Source organism: Methylobacterium sp. J-118 (assembly GCF_057836565.1).
The window spans coordinates 4,016,115-4,032,780 of sequence record NZ_JBYQFA010000001.1; the positions used below are offsets into that span (position 1 = coordinate 4,016,115).

A 16,666-nucleotide genomic window follows, 5' to 3' on the forward strand; every position below is an offset into this window, starting at 1 on the left:
CGCGGCCCTGTCACCGGACCCGGCTTGGCGCGGGCCGAGACCGACCCAGGTGAGCCGGGTCCGGCCCCGCGGGGCAGTTTAGAATCGAAGGACGCGCATGAGCCAGACTCTGCCGCTGCACGGGCTGACCGTCCTGGCCCTGGAGCAGGCGGTGGCCGCGCCCTACTGCACCGCGCGGCTCGCGGATGCCGGCGCCCGGGTCATTAAGATCGAGCGCCCGGAGGGGGATTTCGCCCGCGGCTACGACGATGCGGTGAACGGGCTGGCCAGCTACTTCGTCTGGCTCAACCGCGGCAAGGAGAGCCTCGTCGCCGACATCAAGAACCCGGAGGATGCGCGCCTCCTGCACGCGGTCCTCGCCCGGGCCGACGTGTTCGTGCAGAATCTCGCCCCCGGTGCCGCCGCCCGGGCGGGCTTCGGCGCGGCGGACCTGCGCGCGCGCTACCCGCGGCTGATCACCGTGGACATCTCCGGCTACGGCACCGGCCACGCCTACAGCGCCATGAAGGCCTACGACCTGCTGGTCCAGGCCGAGAGCGGGCTCGCCGGGATCACCGGCCATCCGGCCGGGCCCGGCCGGGTCGGCGTCTCGGTCTGCGACGTCGCCTGCGGGATGGATGCCCATGCCGCCGTGCTGGAGGCGCTGATCGCCCGGGGAATCTCGGGGCAGGGCTGTGCCCTCGACGTGAGCCTGTTCGGCGCCGCCGCCGACTGGATGACTGTGCCGCTGCTCTATTTCGAGGGCACAGGCCGGGTCCCGCAGCGGGTCGGCCTCGCCCATCCGTCGATCTGCCCCTACGGCGCCTTCCCCACGGCCGATGACAGCCTAGTGCTGATCTCGATCCAGAACGAGCGTGAATGGGCCCGCTTCTGTGCGTCGGTGCTGGAGGACCCCGACCTCGCCACCGCCGAGGGATACGCGTCGAACACGGCCCGCGTGGCCAATCGGGACGCGGTCGATCTCCGGGTCGGGGCCGCGCTGGTACGGCTGTCCCGCGACGCGGCGGCGGCCCGGCTGAAGGCCGCCGGGACCGCCTACGGCTTCGTCAACACGCTGGCAGACTTGGCCGCGCATCCGGCCCTCGTGCGCAGTGTGGTCGAGACACAGGCCGGACCCGCCCGGATCGTGGCGCCGCCTGTGCTGATCGACGGGCAGGTGCGGGCGCTCGGTCCGGTCCCCGAAATCGGCCAGCACACTGCGCGGATCCGGGCCGAGTTCGCGCCCCCTGGAAGCGGAGGGCGGATCGCATGACCGAACGGGAGGTGACGATGAGGCTCGAGGGCAAGGTCGCGATCGTGACGGGGGCTGGCGGCGGTTTCGGGGCGGGGATCGCCCAACGTTTCGCCGCCGAGGGGGCCCGGGTCGCCTGCGTCGACATCGACGCGGCGGCCGCCGGCCGGGTGGCGGGCGAGATCGGCGCGAATGCCCTCGCGGTCGGTGCGGATGTGGGCGAGGCCGCCGATGTCGAGGCCGCCGTCGCGGCGACCCGGGAGCGGTTCGGCGACCCGCACATCCTCGTCAACAATGCCGGCACCACCCACCGCAACAAGCCGCTGCTGGAGGTGACCGAGGACGAGTTCGACCGGGTCTTTCGGGTGAACGTGAAGTCGATCTTCCATTTCGTCCGGGCGGTGGCGCCGCTCATGCGCGACGGCGGCGGCGGCGTGATCCTGACCGTCAGCTCGACGGCGGCTCTGCGGCCGCGCCCGGGGCTCACCTGGTACAACGCCTCCAAGGGGGCGGCGAGCCTGGCCTCGAAGTCGCTGGCCCTGGAACTGGCGCCCTGGAAGATCCGGGTGAACGCCCTCTGCCCGGTCATGGGGGCGACCGGGTTGCTCGAGCAGTTCATGGGCATGCCCGATACGCAAGAGAACCGCGCGCGGTTCATCGCCTCGATCCCGCTCGGGCGGTTGTCCCAGGCGAGCGACATCGCGGCGGCAGCCCTGTTCCTCGCCTCCGACGAAGCCGCCTTCATCACCGGCGTCGACCTGCCGGTCGATGGCGGGCGCACCGCCTGAGGAGCCTGCCATGGAAGCCTATACCGAGATCCGCGAGGCCGTGGCGAAGCTCTGCGCGGGCTTCCCCGGCCCGTACTGGCGGGCGCTCGACCGGGAGATGGCCTACCCGACCGCGTTCGTGAACGCGCTGACCGAGAGCGGCTACCTGTCGGTCCTGATCCCGGAGGAGTACGGCGGCTCCGGCCTGCCGCTCTCCGCGGCGGCGGCGATCCTGGAGGAGGTGCAGCGGGCGGGCTGCAACGGCGGCGCCTGTCACGCCCAGATGTACACGATGGGTACGCTGCTGCGGCACGGATCCGACGCCCAGAAGGCGGCGTATCTGCCGGCGATCGCCGAAGGACGCCTGCGGCTCCAGGCCTTCGGGGTGACCGAGCCGACCTCCGGCACCGACACCGGCAGCCTCAAGACCACAGCACGCCGCGAGGGCGACCACTACGTGGTCAACGGCCAGAAGATCTGGACCAGCCGCGCAGAGCATTCGGACCTGATGCTGCTCCTCGCCCGCACGACGCCCCGGGCCGAGGGCATGAAGCGCACCGACGGGCTGTCGGTGCTCCTCGTCGACATGCGCGAGGCGCGGGGCAGCGGGCTCACCATCCGCCCGATCCGGACGATGATGAACCACGCCACCACGGAGGTGTTCTTCGACAATCTCCGCGTCCCGGCGCAAAACCTGATCGGCGAGGAGGGCAGGGGCTTCCGCTACATCCTGTCCGGCATGAACGCCGAGCGCATCCTGATCGCCGCGGAATGCGTGGGCGACGCCAAGTGGTTCATCGACCGGGCAAGGGCCTATGCGGGGGAGCGCTCGGTCTTCGGCCGGCCGATCGGCGCGAACCAAGGCGTGCAGTTCCCGATCGCGAAGGCCTACGCCAACATGCGCGCGGCCGAGCTGATGGTGCGCGAAGCGCTCGCCCTCTACGAGGGCGGCGCGAATCCCGGGGCGGAGGCCAACATGGCCAAGATGCTGGCGGCCGACGCCTCGTTCGAGGCGGCCAATGTCTGCATCCAGACCCATGGCGGCTTCGGCTTCGCGGAGGAATACGACGTGGAGCGCAAGTTCCGCGAGACCCGCCTCTACCAAGTCGCGCCGATCTCCACGAACCTCATCCTGGCCTACCTGTCCGAGCACGTGCTCGGCCTGCCGCGCTCCTACTGACATGATGGACTTCGCCGCCTGGATCGGCCGGACCCGCACGCAATCGGACCTCGTCACGCCGCGGCTGCTGGCCGAGTTCCGCGCCACCTTCGCGCCGCATCTGGCGCCGGTCGCCGACGGGACGGCGCCGCCGGCCCTGCACTGGTGCCTCGCCCCGGAGACGGCGCCCGCCGAGTCCCTCGGGCCGGACGGCCATGCCGCCAAGGGTGGTTTTCTGCCGCCGGTGCCGCTGCCGCGCCGGATGTGGGCGGGCGGGCAGATCGAGACTCTATCCGCGTTGCGCGAGGGCGACCACGTCACCCGGACCGAGACGGTGCGGGATGTGGCCTTCAAGGATGGGCGCAGCGGCCGGCTGTGCTTCGTCACGGTCGAGCACGCGGTCGCCACCGACCGCGGCGTGGCGATCCGGGAGCGGCAGGACATCGTCTATCGGGAAGCCGCCGGCGCGCAGACCGGGGCAGCGGCCGCGGCCGAGCGCGACGATCCGGGTGCCTACGATACGGTCTGGTCCGTGCCGGCGACGCCGACGCTCCTGTTCCGTTACTCGGCCATGACCTTCAACGGTCATCGGTTCCACTACGACCAGCCCTACGCCACGCAGGTGGAGGGCTATGCCGACCTCGTGGTCCACGGGCCGATGCAGGCGACGCTCCTGATGAACCTCGCCGCCACGATGCTCGGCCAGGTTCCGCGGCTGTTTCGCTATCGCGGCCTCTCGCCGATGACCGCCAACCAGATTTTTCGCGTCTGCGGCCGGCGGACTGGGGAGCGGTTCGAGGGCGTGACGCTGGATGCAGCGCGCGGCGTCTGCATGCGGGCGCACGCAGAAGTGTGAGCGCGGGTTCGGCCAGTCACGGCTCGCACCGAATCACGCCGTCGTCCCGCGACTGTCCAAGACGCACCCTCATCCCGAGGGCACACCGCATTGCGGGCGCAGTTCGGGATGAGGGACGGATCGATAGAGGCGCTCAGGCGAGCGTCAGGCCGACATTCACGTTGCCGCGGGTGGCGTTCGAGTACGGGCAGACCTGATGGGCGGCGTCCACCAACTTCTGCGCGTCGGCGCGGTCGAGGCCCGGCAGGCTGACCTTCAGATCGGCGGTGATGCCGAAACCGCCCTCGGAGCGCGGCCCGATGCCGACATCGGCGGTGACGCTGGTCTCGGCCGGGACCTTCAGCTGCAGCGACGGGGCGACGGCCTTCATGGCGCCGAGGAAGCAGGCCGAGTAGCCGGAGGCGAAGAGCTGCTCCGGATTCGCACCCGGACCACCCGCGCCGCCCAGTTCCTTCGGGGTCGAGAGCTTGACCTCGAAGCTGCCGTCGGCGGTCCGGGCCGCGCCGTCGCGGCCTCCGGTGGCGGTGGCGGTGGTGCGGTACTTCACGTCGACGGACATCGGCAATCTCCGGTTTCAGGGCAAGGGCGGCATCTAGGGGCCTGCCGCCGGCTGCACAGCCCCGATTTAGATTGTGCGCAATCGAAATTCAAGGATCGATCAGCATGAACCGGTCGACATCCACGAGCCCGCGATCGGTGATCTTGAGGTGCGGGATGACCGGCAGCGGCAGGAACGCCACCTGCAGGAACGGCTCCGGGAGGACCACGCCGAGGCTGCGCGCGGCGGCCCTGAGCGCCACCAGGGCGTGCCGGATCGCCTCGAACGGCATCAGGCTCATCAGGCCGGCGACCGGCAGGGCGATCTCGGCGAGCACGCGGCCGCCCTCGACCACGACGAAGCCGCCCTCGATCTCGCCGAGCCGGTTCACCGCGACGGCCATGTCGGCCTCGTCGACGCCCACCACCGTGATGTTGTGGCTGTCGTGCCCGACCGACGAGGCGATGGCGCCGCGCTTCAGGCCGAATCCCTTCACGAAGGCGACGCCGATCCCGCGCTCCCCCGGCGGCGTCCGGCCGTGGCGCTCCACGACCGCGACCTTGATGGCATCCTGATCAAGGTCGACCCGGCGCTCGCCGCCGACATAGGGCAGGCTCAGATCGTGGCGCAGGGTGATGATCTGGCCCGGGACGACGCCAATCACGGGTGTCGACGGCCCGGAGCCCGGGGCTGCGAAATCCGCGCCCGTCACGCGCCGCGCGCGGACGCTGCCGCGGCCGATCGGCGTCACGGGGGGCCGCGCGTCGAACAGCGCCGCGTCCACCGGTCGCCCGGCGGCGAAGACCTGCGAGACGGCGCAAATCTCCAGATCGTCGAGCGCCACGAGGTCGGCGCGCTGGCCGGGGGCGACGAGGCCGCGGTCGAACAGGCCGAAGGCCCGCGCGGCCGACCACGACGCCGCCCGGTAGGCGGCCAGCGGCGGGGCGCCGAGGGCGATGGCGGTGCGGATGATGTGGTCGAGATGCCCCTCCTCGGCGATGTCCAGGGGATTCCGGTCGTCGGTGCAGAAGGCCAGGAACGGCGCCGTGCGCTCGGTCAGGATCGGCGCCAGGGCGTGCAGATCCTTGCAGACCGAGCCCTCCCGGATCAGCACGGTCATGCCCTTGGACAGTTTCTCCATCGCCTCTTCGGGCGTCGTCGCCTCGTGCTCGGTGCGGATGCCGGCCGCGATGTAGCCGTTGAGCGCGGCGCCGCGCAGCAGGGGCGCGTGGCCGTCGATGTGCCGGCCCTGGAACGCCGCGAGTTTGTCCAACACGCCCGGATCGCCCGCGAGCACGCCCGGAAAATTCATGAACTCGGCGAGTCCGATCACCTTGGGATGGCCTGCGAAGGCCAGCAGGTCCGCGGCAGAGATCCGCGCCCCCGATGTCTCCAGGTGGTCGGTGGCTGGGACGCAGGAGGAGAGCTGCACCCGCAGGTCCATGGCCAGCGTCCCGGCGGAGTCCAGGAACCAACCGAAGGCCTCGGTCCCGAGGACGTTGGCCATCTCGTGCGGGTCGCAGATCCCCGTCGTGACCCCGTGGGGCAGGACGCAGCGCTCGAATTCCTGCGGCGGCATCAGCGAGGATTCGACGTGGAAATGCGTGTCGATGAAGCCAGGCACGACGATGCGGCCGGACAGGTCAATCTCCCGCCGCCCGCGATACGTGTCGAAGGTGCCGACGATCCGGTCGCCGCAGATCGCGATGTCCGAGGCGACGATGTCGCCGGTGACGAGATCGAGGAAGCGGCCCCCCTTCAGGACGAGGTCGGCCTCGACGCGCCCCTGGCCCTGGTCGATCGCCCGTCGCAGGAAGTCCACCTGATCCATCACGCCTCGCTCCACCCCGGCATCTGCCAGGAGCATGCCACGGATGCACGGCCCGCGGCGACGCTTGCGGCCGCGCGGCGGCGGGCGCAGAAGCCCTGCACCTTCAAACCGATCGAAGCTCGCGATGCCCGCCTATCGTTCCCGCACCACCACCCACGGCCGCAACATGGCCGGCGCCCGCGGCCTGTGGCGCGCCACCGGCATGAAGGACGGCGATTTCGGCAAGCCGATCATCGCGGTGGTGAACTCGTTCACGCAGTTCGTGCCGGGCCACGTCCACCTCAAGGATCTCGGGCAGCTCGTCGCCCGGGAGATCGAGGCCGCCGGCGGCGTCGCCAAGGAGTTCAACACCATCGCGGTCGATGACGGCATCGCCATGGGCCATGACGGCATGCTGTACTCGCTGCCGTCGCGGGAGCTGATCGCGGATTCCGTCGAGTACATGGTCAACGCACACTGCGCCGACGCAATGGTGTGCATCTCGAATTGCGACAAGATTACCCCCGGCATGCTCATGGCGTGCCTGCGGCTGAACACCCCGACGGTGTTCGTCTCCGGCGGCCCGATGGAGGCCGGCAAAGTCCAGCTCCCGGGGATCTCCAGGAAGGTCGATCTGGTCGACGCCATGATCGCGGCCGCCGACGACCGGATCTCGGACGCCGATGTCGAGGTGATCGAGCGTTCGGCCTGCCCGACCTGCGGATCGTGCTCCGGCATGTTCACGGCCAATTCCATGAATTGCCTGACCGAGGCCCTCGGGCTGGCCCTGCCGGGCAACGGCTCGGTGTTGGCGACGCATGCCGACCGCCGGCGCCTGTTCGTCGAGGCCGGACACCTGATCGTCGACCTCGCCCGCCGCCATTACGAGCAGGACGATGCCGGCGTGCTGCCGCGGGCGGTGGCGAGCTTCGAGGCGTTCGAGAACGCCATGACGCTGGACATCGCCATGGGCGGGTCGACCAACACGGTGCTGCACCTGCTGGCCGCCGCCCACGAGGGCGAGGTGCCCTTCACCATGGCCGATATCGACCGGCTGTCCCGCCGGGTGCCGGTCCTGTGCAAGGTCGCCCCGGCGGTGGCCAATGTCCACATGGAGGACGTGCATCGGGCCGGCGGGATCATGGGAATCCTGGGCGAGCTCGACCGGGCCGGGCTGATCGACACGGCGGCCGGCAACGTCTCGGCCGGGACGCTCGCCGCCGCCCTGGCGCGGTGGGACGTGCGCGTGGGCCCGAGCGCGTCGGTGCAGACCTTCTACCGGGCGGCCCCCGGCGGCGTGCCGACCCAGGTGGCCTTCAGCCAGGAATCCCGCTTCGACGACCTCGATCTCGACCGGGAGGGCGGGGTCATCCGCGACGCGGCGCATGCCTACTCGCAGGATGGCGGCCTCGCCGTGCTCTACGGCAACCTCGCGGAGCAGGGCTGCATCGTGAAGACCGCGGGCGTCGACGCCTCGATCCTGACCTTCTCGGGGCCGGCCCGGGTGTTCGAGAGCCAGGACGCGGCGGTGGACGGGATCCTGAACGGCAAGGTCTCGGCCGGCGAGGTCGTGCTGATCCGCTACGAGGGCCCGCGCGGCGGCCCCGGCATGCAGGAGATGCTCTACCCGACGAGCTACCTGAAATCGAAGGGGCTCGGCAAAGCCTGCGCCCTGGTCACGGACGGGCGGTTCTCCGGCGGCTCCTCGGGGCTGTCGATCGGACACGTCTCGCCGGAGGCGGCCGAGGGCGGCCTGATCGGCCTCGTGCGCGACGGCGACACCATCGCCATCGACATCCCGGCCCGGAGCATCCGCCTGGAGGTCGCGCCGGACGAGCTCGAGCGGCGGCGGGCGGCGCAGGCGGCGGCGGGCTGGCAGCCGGCAACCCCGCGCAAGCGCAAGGTGAGCGCGGCCCTGCGCGCCTACGCGATGCTGACCACCAGCGCGGCGCACGGGGCGGTGCGCCGTCTCTGATCAGCGGTTGCGGCGGACCCGGGCGGCGACCGCGGCGAGCACCGCCGCGAGGCCGGCGACGCGCCGCTGCGCCGCTCCGTGGGCCGGTGCGGCAGCGGCGTCGGCCCCCGCCCCGGGCGCAACGCGGCCGAGGGCCGAGAGCATCAGCGGCTCGATCGCCGCGTAGCCCGCCCGGCTCAGATGCAGCCCGTCGGTGCCGTAGGAACGGCGCAGCCCGCCGGACTTGTCCGCCAGGACGGAATGGTAGTCGATGTAGGTGGCGCCGTGCGCCTGCGCGTGCGCCCGGAGCCACGCGTTGACCGCCGCGATCATGGACGGAGCGTCGGGCACCTCCGGGTTCCACGGGATCCGGGCGGCCGGCATGATCGAGCCGACCCAGGCCGTCACGCCCATCGCCCGCGCCTCGTCGAGCATGCCGGCGATGGTCCGGGCGATCTCGTCGGCGGGGACGAAGAACCCCTCGTTGCGGCCGATATCGTTGACCCCGCAGAGGAGATGGACGCCCCGGGCTCCCGTCTCCTCCAGGTCGCGGCGGAACCGCATGGTGATCCAGCGCGCCGTCTGCCCGGATCCCCCGCGGGGGATGAGATCATGGGCCGCGAAGGTCGCGGCGCGGTGGAAGCCCCATTGCTCGGTGATCGAATCCCCGATGAAGACGATCGGCCCCGTCATGGCCTAGGCCGGCGATCCGGCGCGGGCGCCGAGCACATCGGCGACCTCCGCCAGCAGCCGGTCGGCGATCATCTGCCGGCCCTCGGAGGTCACGTGCACGATGTCGGTGAACAGGAGGCGGCTCTCGCCCTCGAACAGCCGGCCGAGGTCCCGCACCGCGAAGGGCGCGTCCGCGCCGCCTCGGGCGTCGAGGCGGTCGAGAACGCCCTCGAAGCGCGTGTATTGCCGGTCGAGATACGCGAGGAACGTACCGGAGGCGGCGTGGGCCTCCTCGCCGACACGCTCCGCCTTGCGGACGACGGTCGGCTGGAGCAGGAAGCGGACCGGTGCGCCGATGCCCGGTGCGAGCCGGGCCAGCCGCTTCAACGACAGCTCGAATTGCCGCACCACCTCCCATTCCCAGATGTCCGACTGCCAGTTGGTCAGCACCCGCAGGTTCTCGAGACGGTTGAAAATCATCTCCTGCAGGCTCTCGTAGGACAGCTCCTCCGTATCGGCTTCCATCCTCCGGTGGTCGAAGAAGTACTCGTAGAGGCATTCGCTGGCGAATTGGTTGTAGGGATAGCCCGCCCGCGGATCGAAGCTCCACGGCTGGAAGATGTCGGTGCCGCCGCCGACGATCAGGATCACGTCCGGCTGGAGATCCATCAGCCGGCTCGTGATCAGGGCGATCATCTGGTTCAGGCAGGCCGAGATCACGCCGAAATTGTAGACCCGCGCGCCCTCGCCGTGGACCCGCTTCAGGCCGGTCTCCATTCGGCCGGGTATGGTGTCGGCGAAGACCTGCCCGTCGACCAGCGTGCTGTCGCCGACGACGAACACGCGCAGGGTCTCCGAGGGCGGGCGCGGCTCCGCATGCGTGTCGTTGCGGTAGCCGAGCACGTCGTAGCGCCAGCCCTTCTCGGCCAGGACCGCCAGCGGCTTCCCGGCGAACTGCACGTAGGGCGCGGGAAATCGGGTGTTGGCATCGAAGTTCTGGAAGACCTTCAGGAACTTCTGCCGTCGCATGTGTTCGTCGGCATCGGACCGCCGCTCGGCCATGAGCCCTCTCCTCCCGATCGATACGTCAATGGCGGCGCGCCCGCGCGGGTCGCTGGCCCCCGCTCAGCTCCGCAGGGTGGCGTGGTTGTCGAGGAACCAGGCGTAGGTCTGGCGCAGGCCGTCCTCCAGGCCGACCTCCGGCCGCCAGCCCATGGCTCTGAGCCGCGACACGTCCATCAGCTTGCGCGGCGTGCCGTCGGGCTTCGACGCGTCGAACTCCAGCGCGCCGTCGTAGCCGATCACCCGCGCCAGCGCCTCGGCCAGGTCCCGGATCGTGCAATCCTCCCCCGTGCCGACATTGATGTGCGACAGGTCTGGCCGGGTGTTGGCCGCGTAGACCGCGTCGTCCATCTCCATCACGAACACGCTGGCCCGCGCCATGTCGTCGACGTGCAGGAACTCGCGCATCGCCCGGCCCGTGCCCCAGACCGTGACCGCCGGGCGGCCCTCCGCCTTGGCCGCGTGCAGGCGGCGCATCAGCGCCGGCAGGACGTGGGCGTTCTCCGGGTGGAAGTTGTCGTTGGGCCCGTACAGGTTGGTCGGCATCACGCTGCGGTAGCGCCGCCCGTACTGGCGGTTGTAGCTCTCGCACATCTTGATGCCGGCGATCTTGGCGACGGCGTAGGGCTCGTTGGTCGGCTCCAGCACCCCGGTGAGCAGCGCGTCCTCGCGCATCGGCTGGGGCGCGTGCTTCGGGTAGATGCACGAGGAGCCCAGGAACAGCAGCCGGTCGACCCCGTTCCGATGCGCGGCGTCGATGATGTTGGCCTGGATCAGCAGGTTCTCGTGGATGAACGCGGCCGGATAGGTGTTGTTAGCGTGGATGCCGCCGACCTTGGCGGCGGCGAGGTAGACCTGATCGATCCGGTTCTCGGCGAAGAAGCGCCGGGCCGCGGCCTGGTCGAGCAGGTCGAGGGCCTGCCGGTCGGCCGTCAGGATCCGCGCGCGCTCCCGCTCCCGCAGGCGGCGCACGATCGCCGAGCCCACCATGCCCCGGTGGCCCGCCACGAAGATGGTCTGATCGCGACCGTCCATCACACGTCCCATGTCCCGTTGAAAGCGCCTCTCACCACGGCCCTATAGCGCCGTTCGATCGGATAATCGCCGCGCGACCATGGAATTTCTGCCGCGCATGGCATCGTCGCAACGGCCATCGGGGCGTTCGCGCCGAGGCACCGGGCCCGGCCGTATCCGAGGCCCCATCGCCGCCATCCGTGCGCCTTCGCAATTCGCCCTTGCGGACCGGCGAACCGGCGCGATAGTGTCAAGCCATGCTGACACTCGCGGTCGATCAAAGCGTGGTGCAAGAGGCCGATCGGCGACCGCATGCCGTGGTCATCGGCTCGGGCTTCGGCGGCCTCGCCGCGGCCGTGCGCCTCGGGGCCCGGGGCTATCGGGTGACCGTGCTGGAGCGGCTGGAACAGGCGGGCGGCCGGGCGCGGGTCCACCGCCAGGACGGTTTCACCTTCGATGCCGGACCGACCATCGTCACGGCGCCCCAGCTGTTCGAGGAACTCTGGACCCTCGCCGGGCGCAAATTGTCGGACGACGTGACGCTCTGTCCGGTCGATCCATTCTACCGGATCCGCTTCGCGGACGGCACGTCCTTCGCCTATAGCGGCGATCCCGAGCGCATGCGCGCCGAGGTGGCCCGCTTCGCACCCCAGGATGTCGCCGGCTACGAGCGCTTCATGGCCCATAGCCGCGCCGTCTGCCAGATCGGCTTCGAGCAGCTCGGCCACGTCCCGTTCGGGCGGGTCGGCGCGATGCTGAAGATCGCCCCGGACCTGCTGCGCCTGTCCGGGCACCGCTCGGTCCACGACGTCGTCTCCCGCTTCGTCCGGGACGAGCGGCTGCGCACGGTGTTCAGCTTCCATCCCCTGCTCATCGGCGGGAATCCCTTCCGGGCGAGCGCGATCTACTGCCTGATCGCGGATCTCGAGCGGCGCTGGGGCGTCCACTTCGCCATGGGCGGCACCGGCCAGCTGGTCGACGGGCTCGTGCGGCTGATCCGCGGCCAGCGCGGGCGGGTGCGCCTGGGCGTGGAGGTCGCGCGGATCCGCGTCGCGGGCGGGGCGGCCACCGGGGTCGAGCTCGACAGCGGCGAGACCATCGCGGCCGATCTCGTGGTCTCGAACGCCGATTCGGCGGTGACGCATGCGCGCCTCCTGCCGCAGGCGCAGCGCTGGAGCCCGGGCCGGTTCCGGCGCGCCCGCTCGTCCATGGGCCTGTTCGTCTGGTATTTCGGCACGCGGCGCCGTTACCCGGGGGTGGACCACCATACGATCCTGCTCGGGCCGCGCTATCGCGGATTGCTGGCCGACATCTTCGACCGCAAGGTCCTGGCCGATGATGCCAGCCTCTACCTGCACCGGCCCACCGCCACCGATCCGAGCCTCGCGCCGCCCGGCTGCGACGCCTTCTACGTGCTGGCGCCGGTGCCCAACCTCGCGGGCGGCCAGGATTGGCGGGCGCTCGCGGAGCCGTACCGGCGGCGCATCGCCGCGATGCTCGAGACGAGCGTGCTGCCGGGCCTGTCAGAGGCGATCGTCACGTCCCGGGTGACGACGCCGCAGGACTTCCAGGACGATTTCCTGAGCTATCGCGGCTCCGGCTTCGGCCTTGAGCCGGTGCTGACGCAGTCGGCGTGGTTCCGACCGCACAATCGCTCCGGCAACGTGCGCAACCTCTATCTGGTCGGCGCCGGCACGCATCCCGGCGCCGGGCTGCCCGGCGTCCTCTCCTCCGCCCGTATCCTCGACAGCGTGGTCCCCGATGCCCGCGTTACCGCCTGAATTCGCCGCCGCGGCCGACCGGACCGCCTGCCGCACCGCGATCCGGCGCGGCTCGAAGAGCTTCTTCGCGGCCGGGCAGCTCCTGCCGGGGGATGTCCGCGAGGCCGCCTACGGGCTCTATGCCTTCTGCCGCCTGTCGGACGACCTCGTCGACGAGGCGACGGACCCGGAGGCCCGCCACGCGGCGGTGGCGCGCCTCGATCTGCGGATCGGCCGCGCCTATGCCGGCCAGCCGGCCGACACGCCCGCCGACCGGGCCTTCTCGGAGATCGTCGCCGGCTTCGCGATCCCCGAGGCGCTGCCGCGGGCGCTCATCGAGGGTTTCGCCTGGGACGCGGCGGGGCGGCGCTACGCCGATCTCGACGCCCTCCACGCCTACGCGGCCCGGGTCGCCGGCTCGGTGGGGGCGATGATGGCGCTGATCATGGGGGTGCGGACCCCGGAGGCCCTCGCCCGCGCCTGCGACCTCGGGGCCGCCATGCAGCTCACCAACATCGCCCGCGACGTCGGCGAGGACGCCCGCATGGGCCGGCTCTACCTGCCGCTCGACTGGATGCGGGAGGCCGGGCTCGACCCGGAGGCCTTCCTGGCCGATCCGCGCCCGAGCCCGGCGCTGGCCGCCATCGTGGCCCGGCTTCTGGCCGAGGCCGACCGGCTCTACGCCCGCGCCGAGGCCGGGATCGACGCGCTTCCGCCCCGTTGCCGACCGGCCATCCGCGCCGCGGGCCTGATCTACGCGGAGATCGGCCGCGTGATCGCCGCCTGCGGGCACGATTCGGTCAGCCGCCGGGCCCGCGTGGGGGGCGCCCGCAAGGTCGCCCTGATCGCCCGCGCCACCCGCATGAAGGCGGTCGCCGCGGACCTCGCCGCGCCGGTGCTGCCGCAGGCGGCGTTCCTGGTCGAGGCGGTCGCGCGCAATCCGCGCCATCCCGCCCGCCTGCGGCCCGCCCTGCGGCCCTGGTGGGATGTGGGCGGCCGTGCCGTTCATGTCCTCGACCTGATCGAGCGCCTCCGTGAACGCGAGGCCTTCGGCCGGTCCGCGCCGTCCTGAGCTCCGGAGATGGGCGAGGGGCTCTTCGCCGTCCTCGATCTCGGCCTCGCCTTCGCCGTGGTGTTCGGTCTGGGCGTCTGGCAGCTGGTCGCCGTGCGCCGGAGCATCCGCCGCGATCGTGATCGACCGGGCGGCGGCCCAGATGGCACCCGGTGAGCCGGGGCCCGGTTATTTCAGCTCGCGCACATAGGTGTCGCCGGCCGCGGCCTTGAGGGCCGCCCCGGCCTCGCGGCCGATCCGCTCAGCCTCCGCGGCCGGTCCTTGCCGGGACACCGACCAGTGGCGGCTGCCGTCAGGTAGAAACAGCAGGCCGTCGAGCGACAGGGTCTCGCCCTCGATCCGCGCCAGGGCGGCGATCGGCGTCCGGCACGAGCCGTCGAGTTCGGCGAGCAGCGCCCGTTCGGCGGCGACGGCGGTGGTGGTGCGGGCGCAGGCGATGGGCGCCAGCAAGGTGTGGATCGGGCGATCGTCCACCCGGCACTCGATCCCCAGGGCCCCCTGCGCCACGGCGGGCAGCATATCCTCGACCGACAGCACGCTGCGCGCCATGGTCTCGAGGCCCAGGCGCTGGAGGCCGGCCAGAGCGAGCAGCGTCGCGTCGCATTCACCGGATTCGAGCTTGCGCATCCGGGTGTTGGCGTTGCCGCGCAGCGGGACGACCCGGAGATCCGGCCGGCGCATCAGCACCTGAGCGGCCCGGCGCAGGGACGAGGTGCCGACCCGCGCACCCGCTTGCAGTCCGGCCAAGCCGTCGGCATGCGGGGACAGGAACGCGTCCCGCGGATCGTCGCGCTCCAGGATGCAGGCGATGGTCAGGCCCTCGGGAAGCCAGGTCTCCACGTCCTTCATCGAGTGGACGGCGACATCGACCTCCCCGGCGAACAGGGCCTGCTCCAGCTCCTTGGTGAACAGGCCCTTGCCGCCGATCTCCGAGAGCGGCCGGTCCAGGATCTTGTCGGCCACCGTGGTGACGACCACGAGTTCGGTCTCGAGGCCCGGATTGGCCGCGACGATCCGGTCGCGCACCATCCCGGTCTGCGCGAGCGCCATCGGGGAGCCGCGGGTGCCGATGCGCAGGGGACGGTTCAACATCTGGGTCCGGATCTTCTTCGCGGGACGGGGAGGGGCCTTATAGACCGGCCTTCACGTCAGGCCACGGTCCGGTTAGGGATTCAGAGTTGCTGAACCCGGCGCATGTCAAGCTCACGGGCGGCGCGAGTCGGCCCCGCTTTCGCCGGACTGCGCGCCTAGCCGCTCACGGCGAGATTCAGGGCCAACGGAATGGTGCGATGCTGATCCTGCCGAGTCGACGGCAGTTCCTGACCGGCCTCGGCGCGGGCATCGGGATGACGGCGGCAACGGGCGTCTACGCCCTTGATATCGAGCCGATGCACCGGCTCGTGGTGACCTCCTACGCGCCGGCCCTGCCGCACTGGGACCCGGCGCTCCGCCTGCGCGTGGCGGTGCTGGCGGATTTCCACATCTGCGAGCCGTACATGCCCTTCGACCGGGTCGCGGAGATCGTCGACGCCACCAATGCGCTCAAGCCCGATCTGGTGCTGCTCCTCGGCGACTACCCGGCGGGGGGGATCGCGTGGCGCAAGCTGCCCCTCGGCCAGTTCGCCCGGATGATGGAGGCGCTGAAGGCCCCCCTCGGCACCCACGCGATCCTCGGCAACCACGATTGGTGGGACGACGAGGCGGTCCAGTCGGCCCGGCGCGGGACGCCCGCGGTCAAGGGCCTGCTGGAGGCGCGCGGCATCCCGGTGATGGAGAATCAGGCTGTCCGTCTGGTCAAGGACGGGCGCCCGTTCTGGCTCGCCGGCCTCGCCGACCAGCAGCCATTCACCGGAACCTGGATGTCGCTGAGCCACGCCGACGTGCCCCAGACCCTCGCGGCGGTCACCGATGCGGCGCCGGTGATCCTGATGGTGCACGAGCCCGATATCTTCGTGCGCGTGCCCGAGCGGGTCTCCCTCACGCTGGCCGGCCACACCCATGGCGGGCAGATCCGCCTGTTCGGGCGCTCCCCGGCGATCCGCAAGGTCCGCGGGCACGACTATTCCTACGGTCACATCGTGCAGGACGACCGTCACATGATCGTGTCCGGCGGCTTCGGGATGAGCCGGATCCCGGTCCGCCTCGGCGTTCCGCCGGAGATCGTCCTGCTGGAACTCGGACAGGTCGAGGCGTCGCCCGCCGCCGTCTGATCGGGCAGGGCGGGGCCCGCGCCGGAACGCCGCGCCGCTCGTTTTTCCGGGATCGCCGCGCTACCTGCCCCACATGCGCGCGCTCCTGCCCCTTCTCGCCCTCACCTGCCTGACAGCCGCGCCCGGACCGGCCCGGGCCCAGTCCTGCGACACCCTCGTCGACAAGGTCACGGCCGAGACCGCCGCCAAGGCGACCGAGCGCCGGAGCGATTACGCGAGCTTCACGGCCAGTCCGGACATGACGCTGACGCTCGCCTGCGGGGAACCGGACCTGTCCTCGGTGGGCGCCCAGTTCCGGGGCGAGAACCCGCCGGACAGCTACTACGACCTGTTCGGCCATGCCGGCCACGCGGTCACGGGCATCGACGCCACGGTGATCACCGAAGCCGCGCGCAAGGCGCAGGCGGCCTCGGTTCGTCTGCGCCACAGCAACGTCGACCTCGGCGGCGCCCGCGTCACGTGCTCGGCGATGGTCTCCCCCGACAAGGGGCCGCTGACCCTCTGTGCGGTCATCGAGCACAGCGACCGGAGCTGAACCCAGCTTCCGGCCGCCGATCCCGC

Annotated in this window: 16 protein-coding genes; 10 read left to right on the forward strand and 6 right to left on the reverse strand. The window is 71.3% G+C overall.

Translation table 11 applies throughout. The features are described from left to right. Nucleotides 1–97 precede the first annotated feature (97 nt). From AC3IF3_RS19505 to AC3IF3_RS19520, 4 genes are read left to right on the forward strand one after another with little or no spacing between them, the layout of a single operon-like run. Nucleotides 98–1,252, forward strand: coding sequence for a CaiB/BaiF CoA transferase family protein (locus AC3IF3_RS19505; protein ID WP_489229962.1), 1,155 nt, complete (start codon nt 98–100; stop codon nt 1,250–1,252). Between the two features lie 17 nt (nt 1,253–1,269). Continuing rightward, a complete protein-coding gene (locus AC3IF3_RS19510) occupies nt 1,270–2,019 on the forward strand; it encodes a glucose 1-dehydrogenase (protein WP_489231341.1) in 750 nt (249 codons plus the stop codon). Between the two features lie 10 nt (nt 2,020–2,029). Further along, nucleotides 2,030–3,178 carry an acyl-CoA dehydrogenase family protein gene (locus tag AC3IF3_RS19515; protein WP_489217711.1) on the forward strand — a complete coding sequence of 383 codons (1,149 nt, stop codon included), beginning with the start codon at nt 2,030–2,032 and terminating at the stop codon, nt 3,176–3,178. 1 nt (nt 3,179) lies between these two features. Beyond that, nucleotides 3,180–4,013: an HTD2 family dehydratase gene (locus AC3IF3_RS19520; RefSeq protein ID WP_489229963.1), complete on the forward strand. Its 834-nt coding sequence runs from the start codon at nt 3,180–3,182 to the stop codon at nt 4,011–4,013. Between the two features lie 133 nt (nt 4,014–4,146). Here the strand turns inward: AC3IF3_RS19520 and AC3IF3_RS19525 are convergent, their stop codons facing one another. Further along, on the reverse strand, nt 4,147–4,572 hold the full coding sequence (locus tag AC3IF3_RS19525; protein ID WP_243967039.1) for an organic hydroperoxide resistance protein: 426 nt from the start codon (nt 4,570–4,572) through the stop codon (nt 4,147–4,149). Between the two features lie 88 nt (nt 4,573–4,660). Further along, nucleotides 4,661–6,382 (reverse strand): adenine deaminase, encoded by a 1,722-nt coding sequence (gene ade, locus AC3IF3_RS19530; RefSeq protein WP_243967040.1) that lies wholly within the window; start codon nt 6,380–6,382, stop codon nt 4,661–4,663. Nucleotides 6,383–6,506: 124 nt separating this feature from the next. On the opposite strand from ade, the gene ilvD reads away from it, so the two are divergent. Continuing rightward, a complete protein-coding gene (gene ilvD / locus AC3IF3_RS19535) occupies nt 6,507–8,336 on the forward strand; it encodes a dihydroxy-acid dehydratase (RefSeq protein ID WP_489229964.1) in 1,830 nt (609 codons plus the stop codon). Here the strand turns inward: ilvD and AC3IF3_RS19540 are convergent, their stop codons facing one another. The 3 genes from AC3IF3_RS19540 to fcl all read right to left on the reverse strand — a co-directional run bounded on the left by AC3IF3_RS19540 (nt 8,337) and on the right by fcl (nt 11,084). Then, complete coding sequence (locus tag AC3IF3_RS19540; protein WP_243967042.1) at nt 8,337–9,008, reverse strand: GDSL-type esterase/lipase family protein; 672 nt, start codon at nt 9,006–9,008, stop codon at nt 8,337–8,339. A 3-nt stretch (nt 9,009–9,011) separates the two neighbouring features. Continuing rightward, the gene (locus AC3IF3_RS19545; RefSeq protein ID WP_243967043.1) at nt 9,012–10,049 is read right to left on the reverse strand and encodes an SGNH/GDSL hydrolase family protein; all 1,038 of its coding nucleotides are present in this window, start codon (nt 10,047–10,049) and stop codon (nt 9,012–9,014) included. Nucleotides 10,050–10,112: 63 nt separating this feature from the next. Next, complete coding sequence (gene fcl, locus AC3IF3_RS19550; RefSeq protein WP_489229965.1) at nt 10,113–11,084, reverse strand: GDP-L-fucose synthase; 972 nt, start codon at nt 11,082–11,084, stop codon at nt 10,113–10,115. Nucleotides 11,085–11,320: 236 nt separating this feature from the next. Between fcl and AC3IF3_RS19555 the strand changes: the two genes are divergently transcribed. From AC3IF3_RS19555 to AC3IF3_RS19565, 3 genes are read left to right on the forward strand one after another with little or no spacing between them, the layout of a single operon-like run. Further along, nucleotides 11,321–12,844, forward strand: a complete 1,524-nt coding sequence (locus AC3IF3_RS19555) for a phytoene desaturase (protein WP_489229966.1) — start codon at nt 11,321–11,323, stop codon at nt 12,842–12,844. Next, the gene (locus AC3IF3_RS19560; RefSeq protein ID WP_489229967.1) at nt 12,825–13,895 is read left to right on the forward strand and encodes a phytoene/squalene synthase family protein; all 1,071 of its coding nucleotides are present in this window, start codon (nt 12,825–12,827) and stop codon (nt 13,893–13,895) included. Before AC3IF3_RS19555 ends, AC3IF3_RS19560 begins: the two co-directional genes overlap by 20 nt. Nucleotides 13,896–13,904: 9 nt before the next feature. Further along, entirely contained in the window at nt 13,905–14,051 is a 147-nt protein-coding gene (locus AC3IF3_RS19565) for a hypothetical protein (RefSeq protein ID WP_243967048.1), read from the forward strand. Between the two features lie 12 nt (nt 14,052–14,063). Here the strand turns inward: AC3IF3_RS19565 and hemC are convergent, their stop codons facing one another. Beyond that, a complete protein-coding gene (gene hemC / locus AC3IF3_RS19570) occupies nt 14,064–14,987 on the reverse strand; it encodes a hydroxymethylbilane synthase (RefSeq protein ID WP_489229968.1) in 924 nt (307 codons plus the stop codon). Nucleotides 14,988–15,184: 197 nt separating this feature from the next. Between hemC and AC3IF3_RS19575 the strand changes: the two genes are divergently transcribed. Next, nucleotides 15,185–16,105: a metallophosphoesterase gene (locus tag AC3IF3_RS19575; RefSeq protein ID WP_489229969.1), complete on the forward strand. Its 921-nt coding sequence runs from the start codon at nt 15,185–15,187 to the stop codon at nt 16,103–16,105. A gap of 73 nt (nt 16,106–16,178) precedes the next feature. Next, a complete protein-coding gene (locus tag AC3IF3_RS19580) occupies nt 16,179–16,640 on the forward strand; it encodes an ABC transporter ATPase (protein WP_489229970.1) in 462 nt (153 codons plus the stop codon). Nucleotides 16,641–16,666 lie beyond the last annotated feature (26 nt).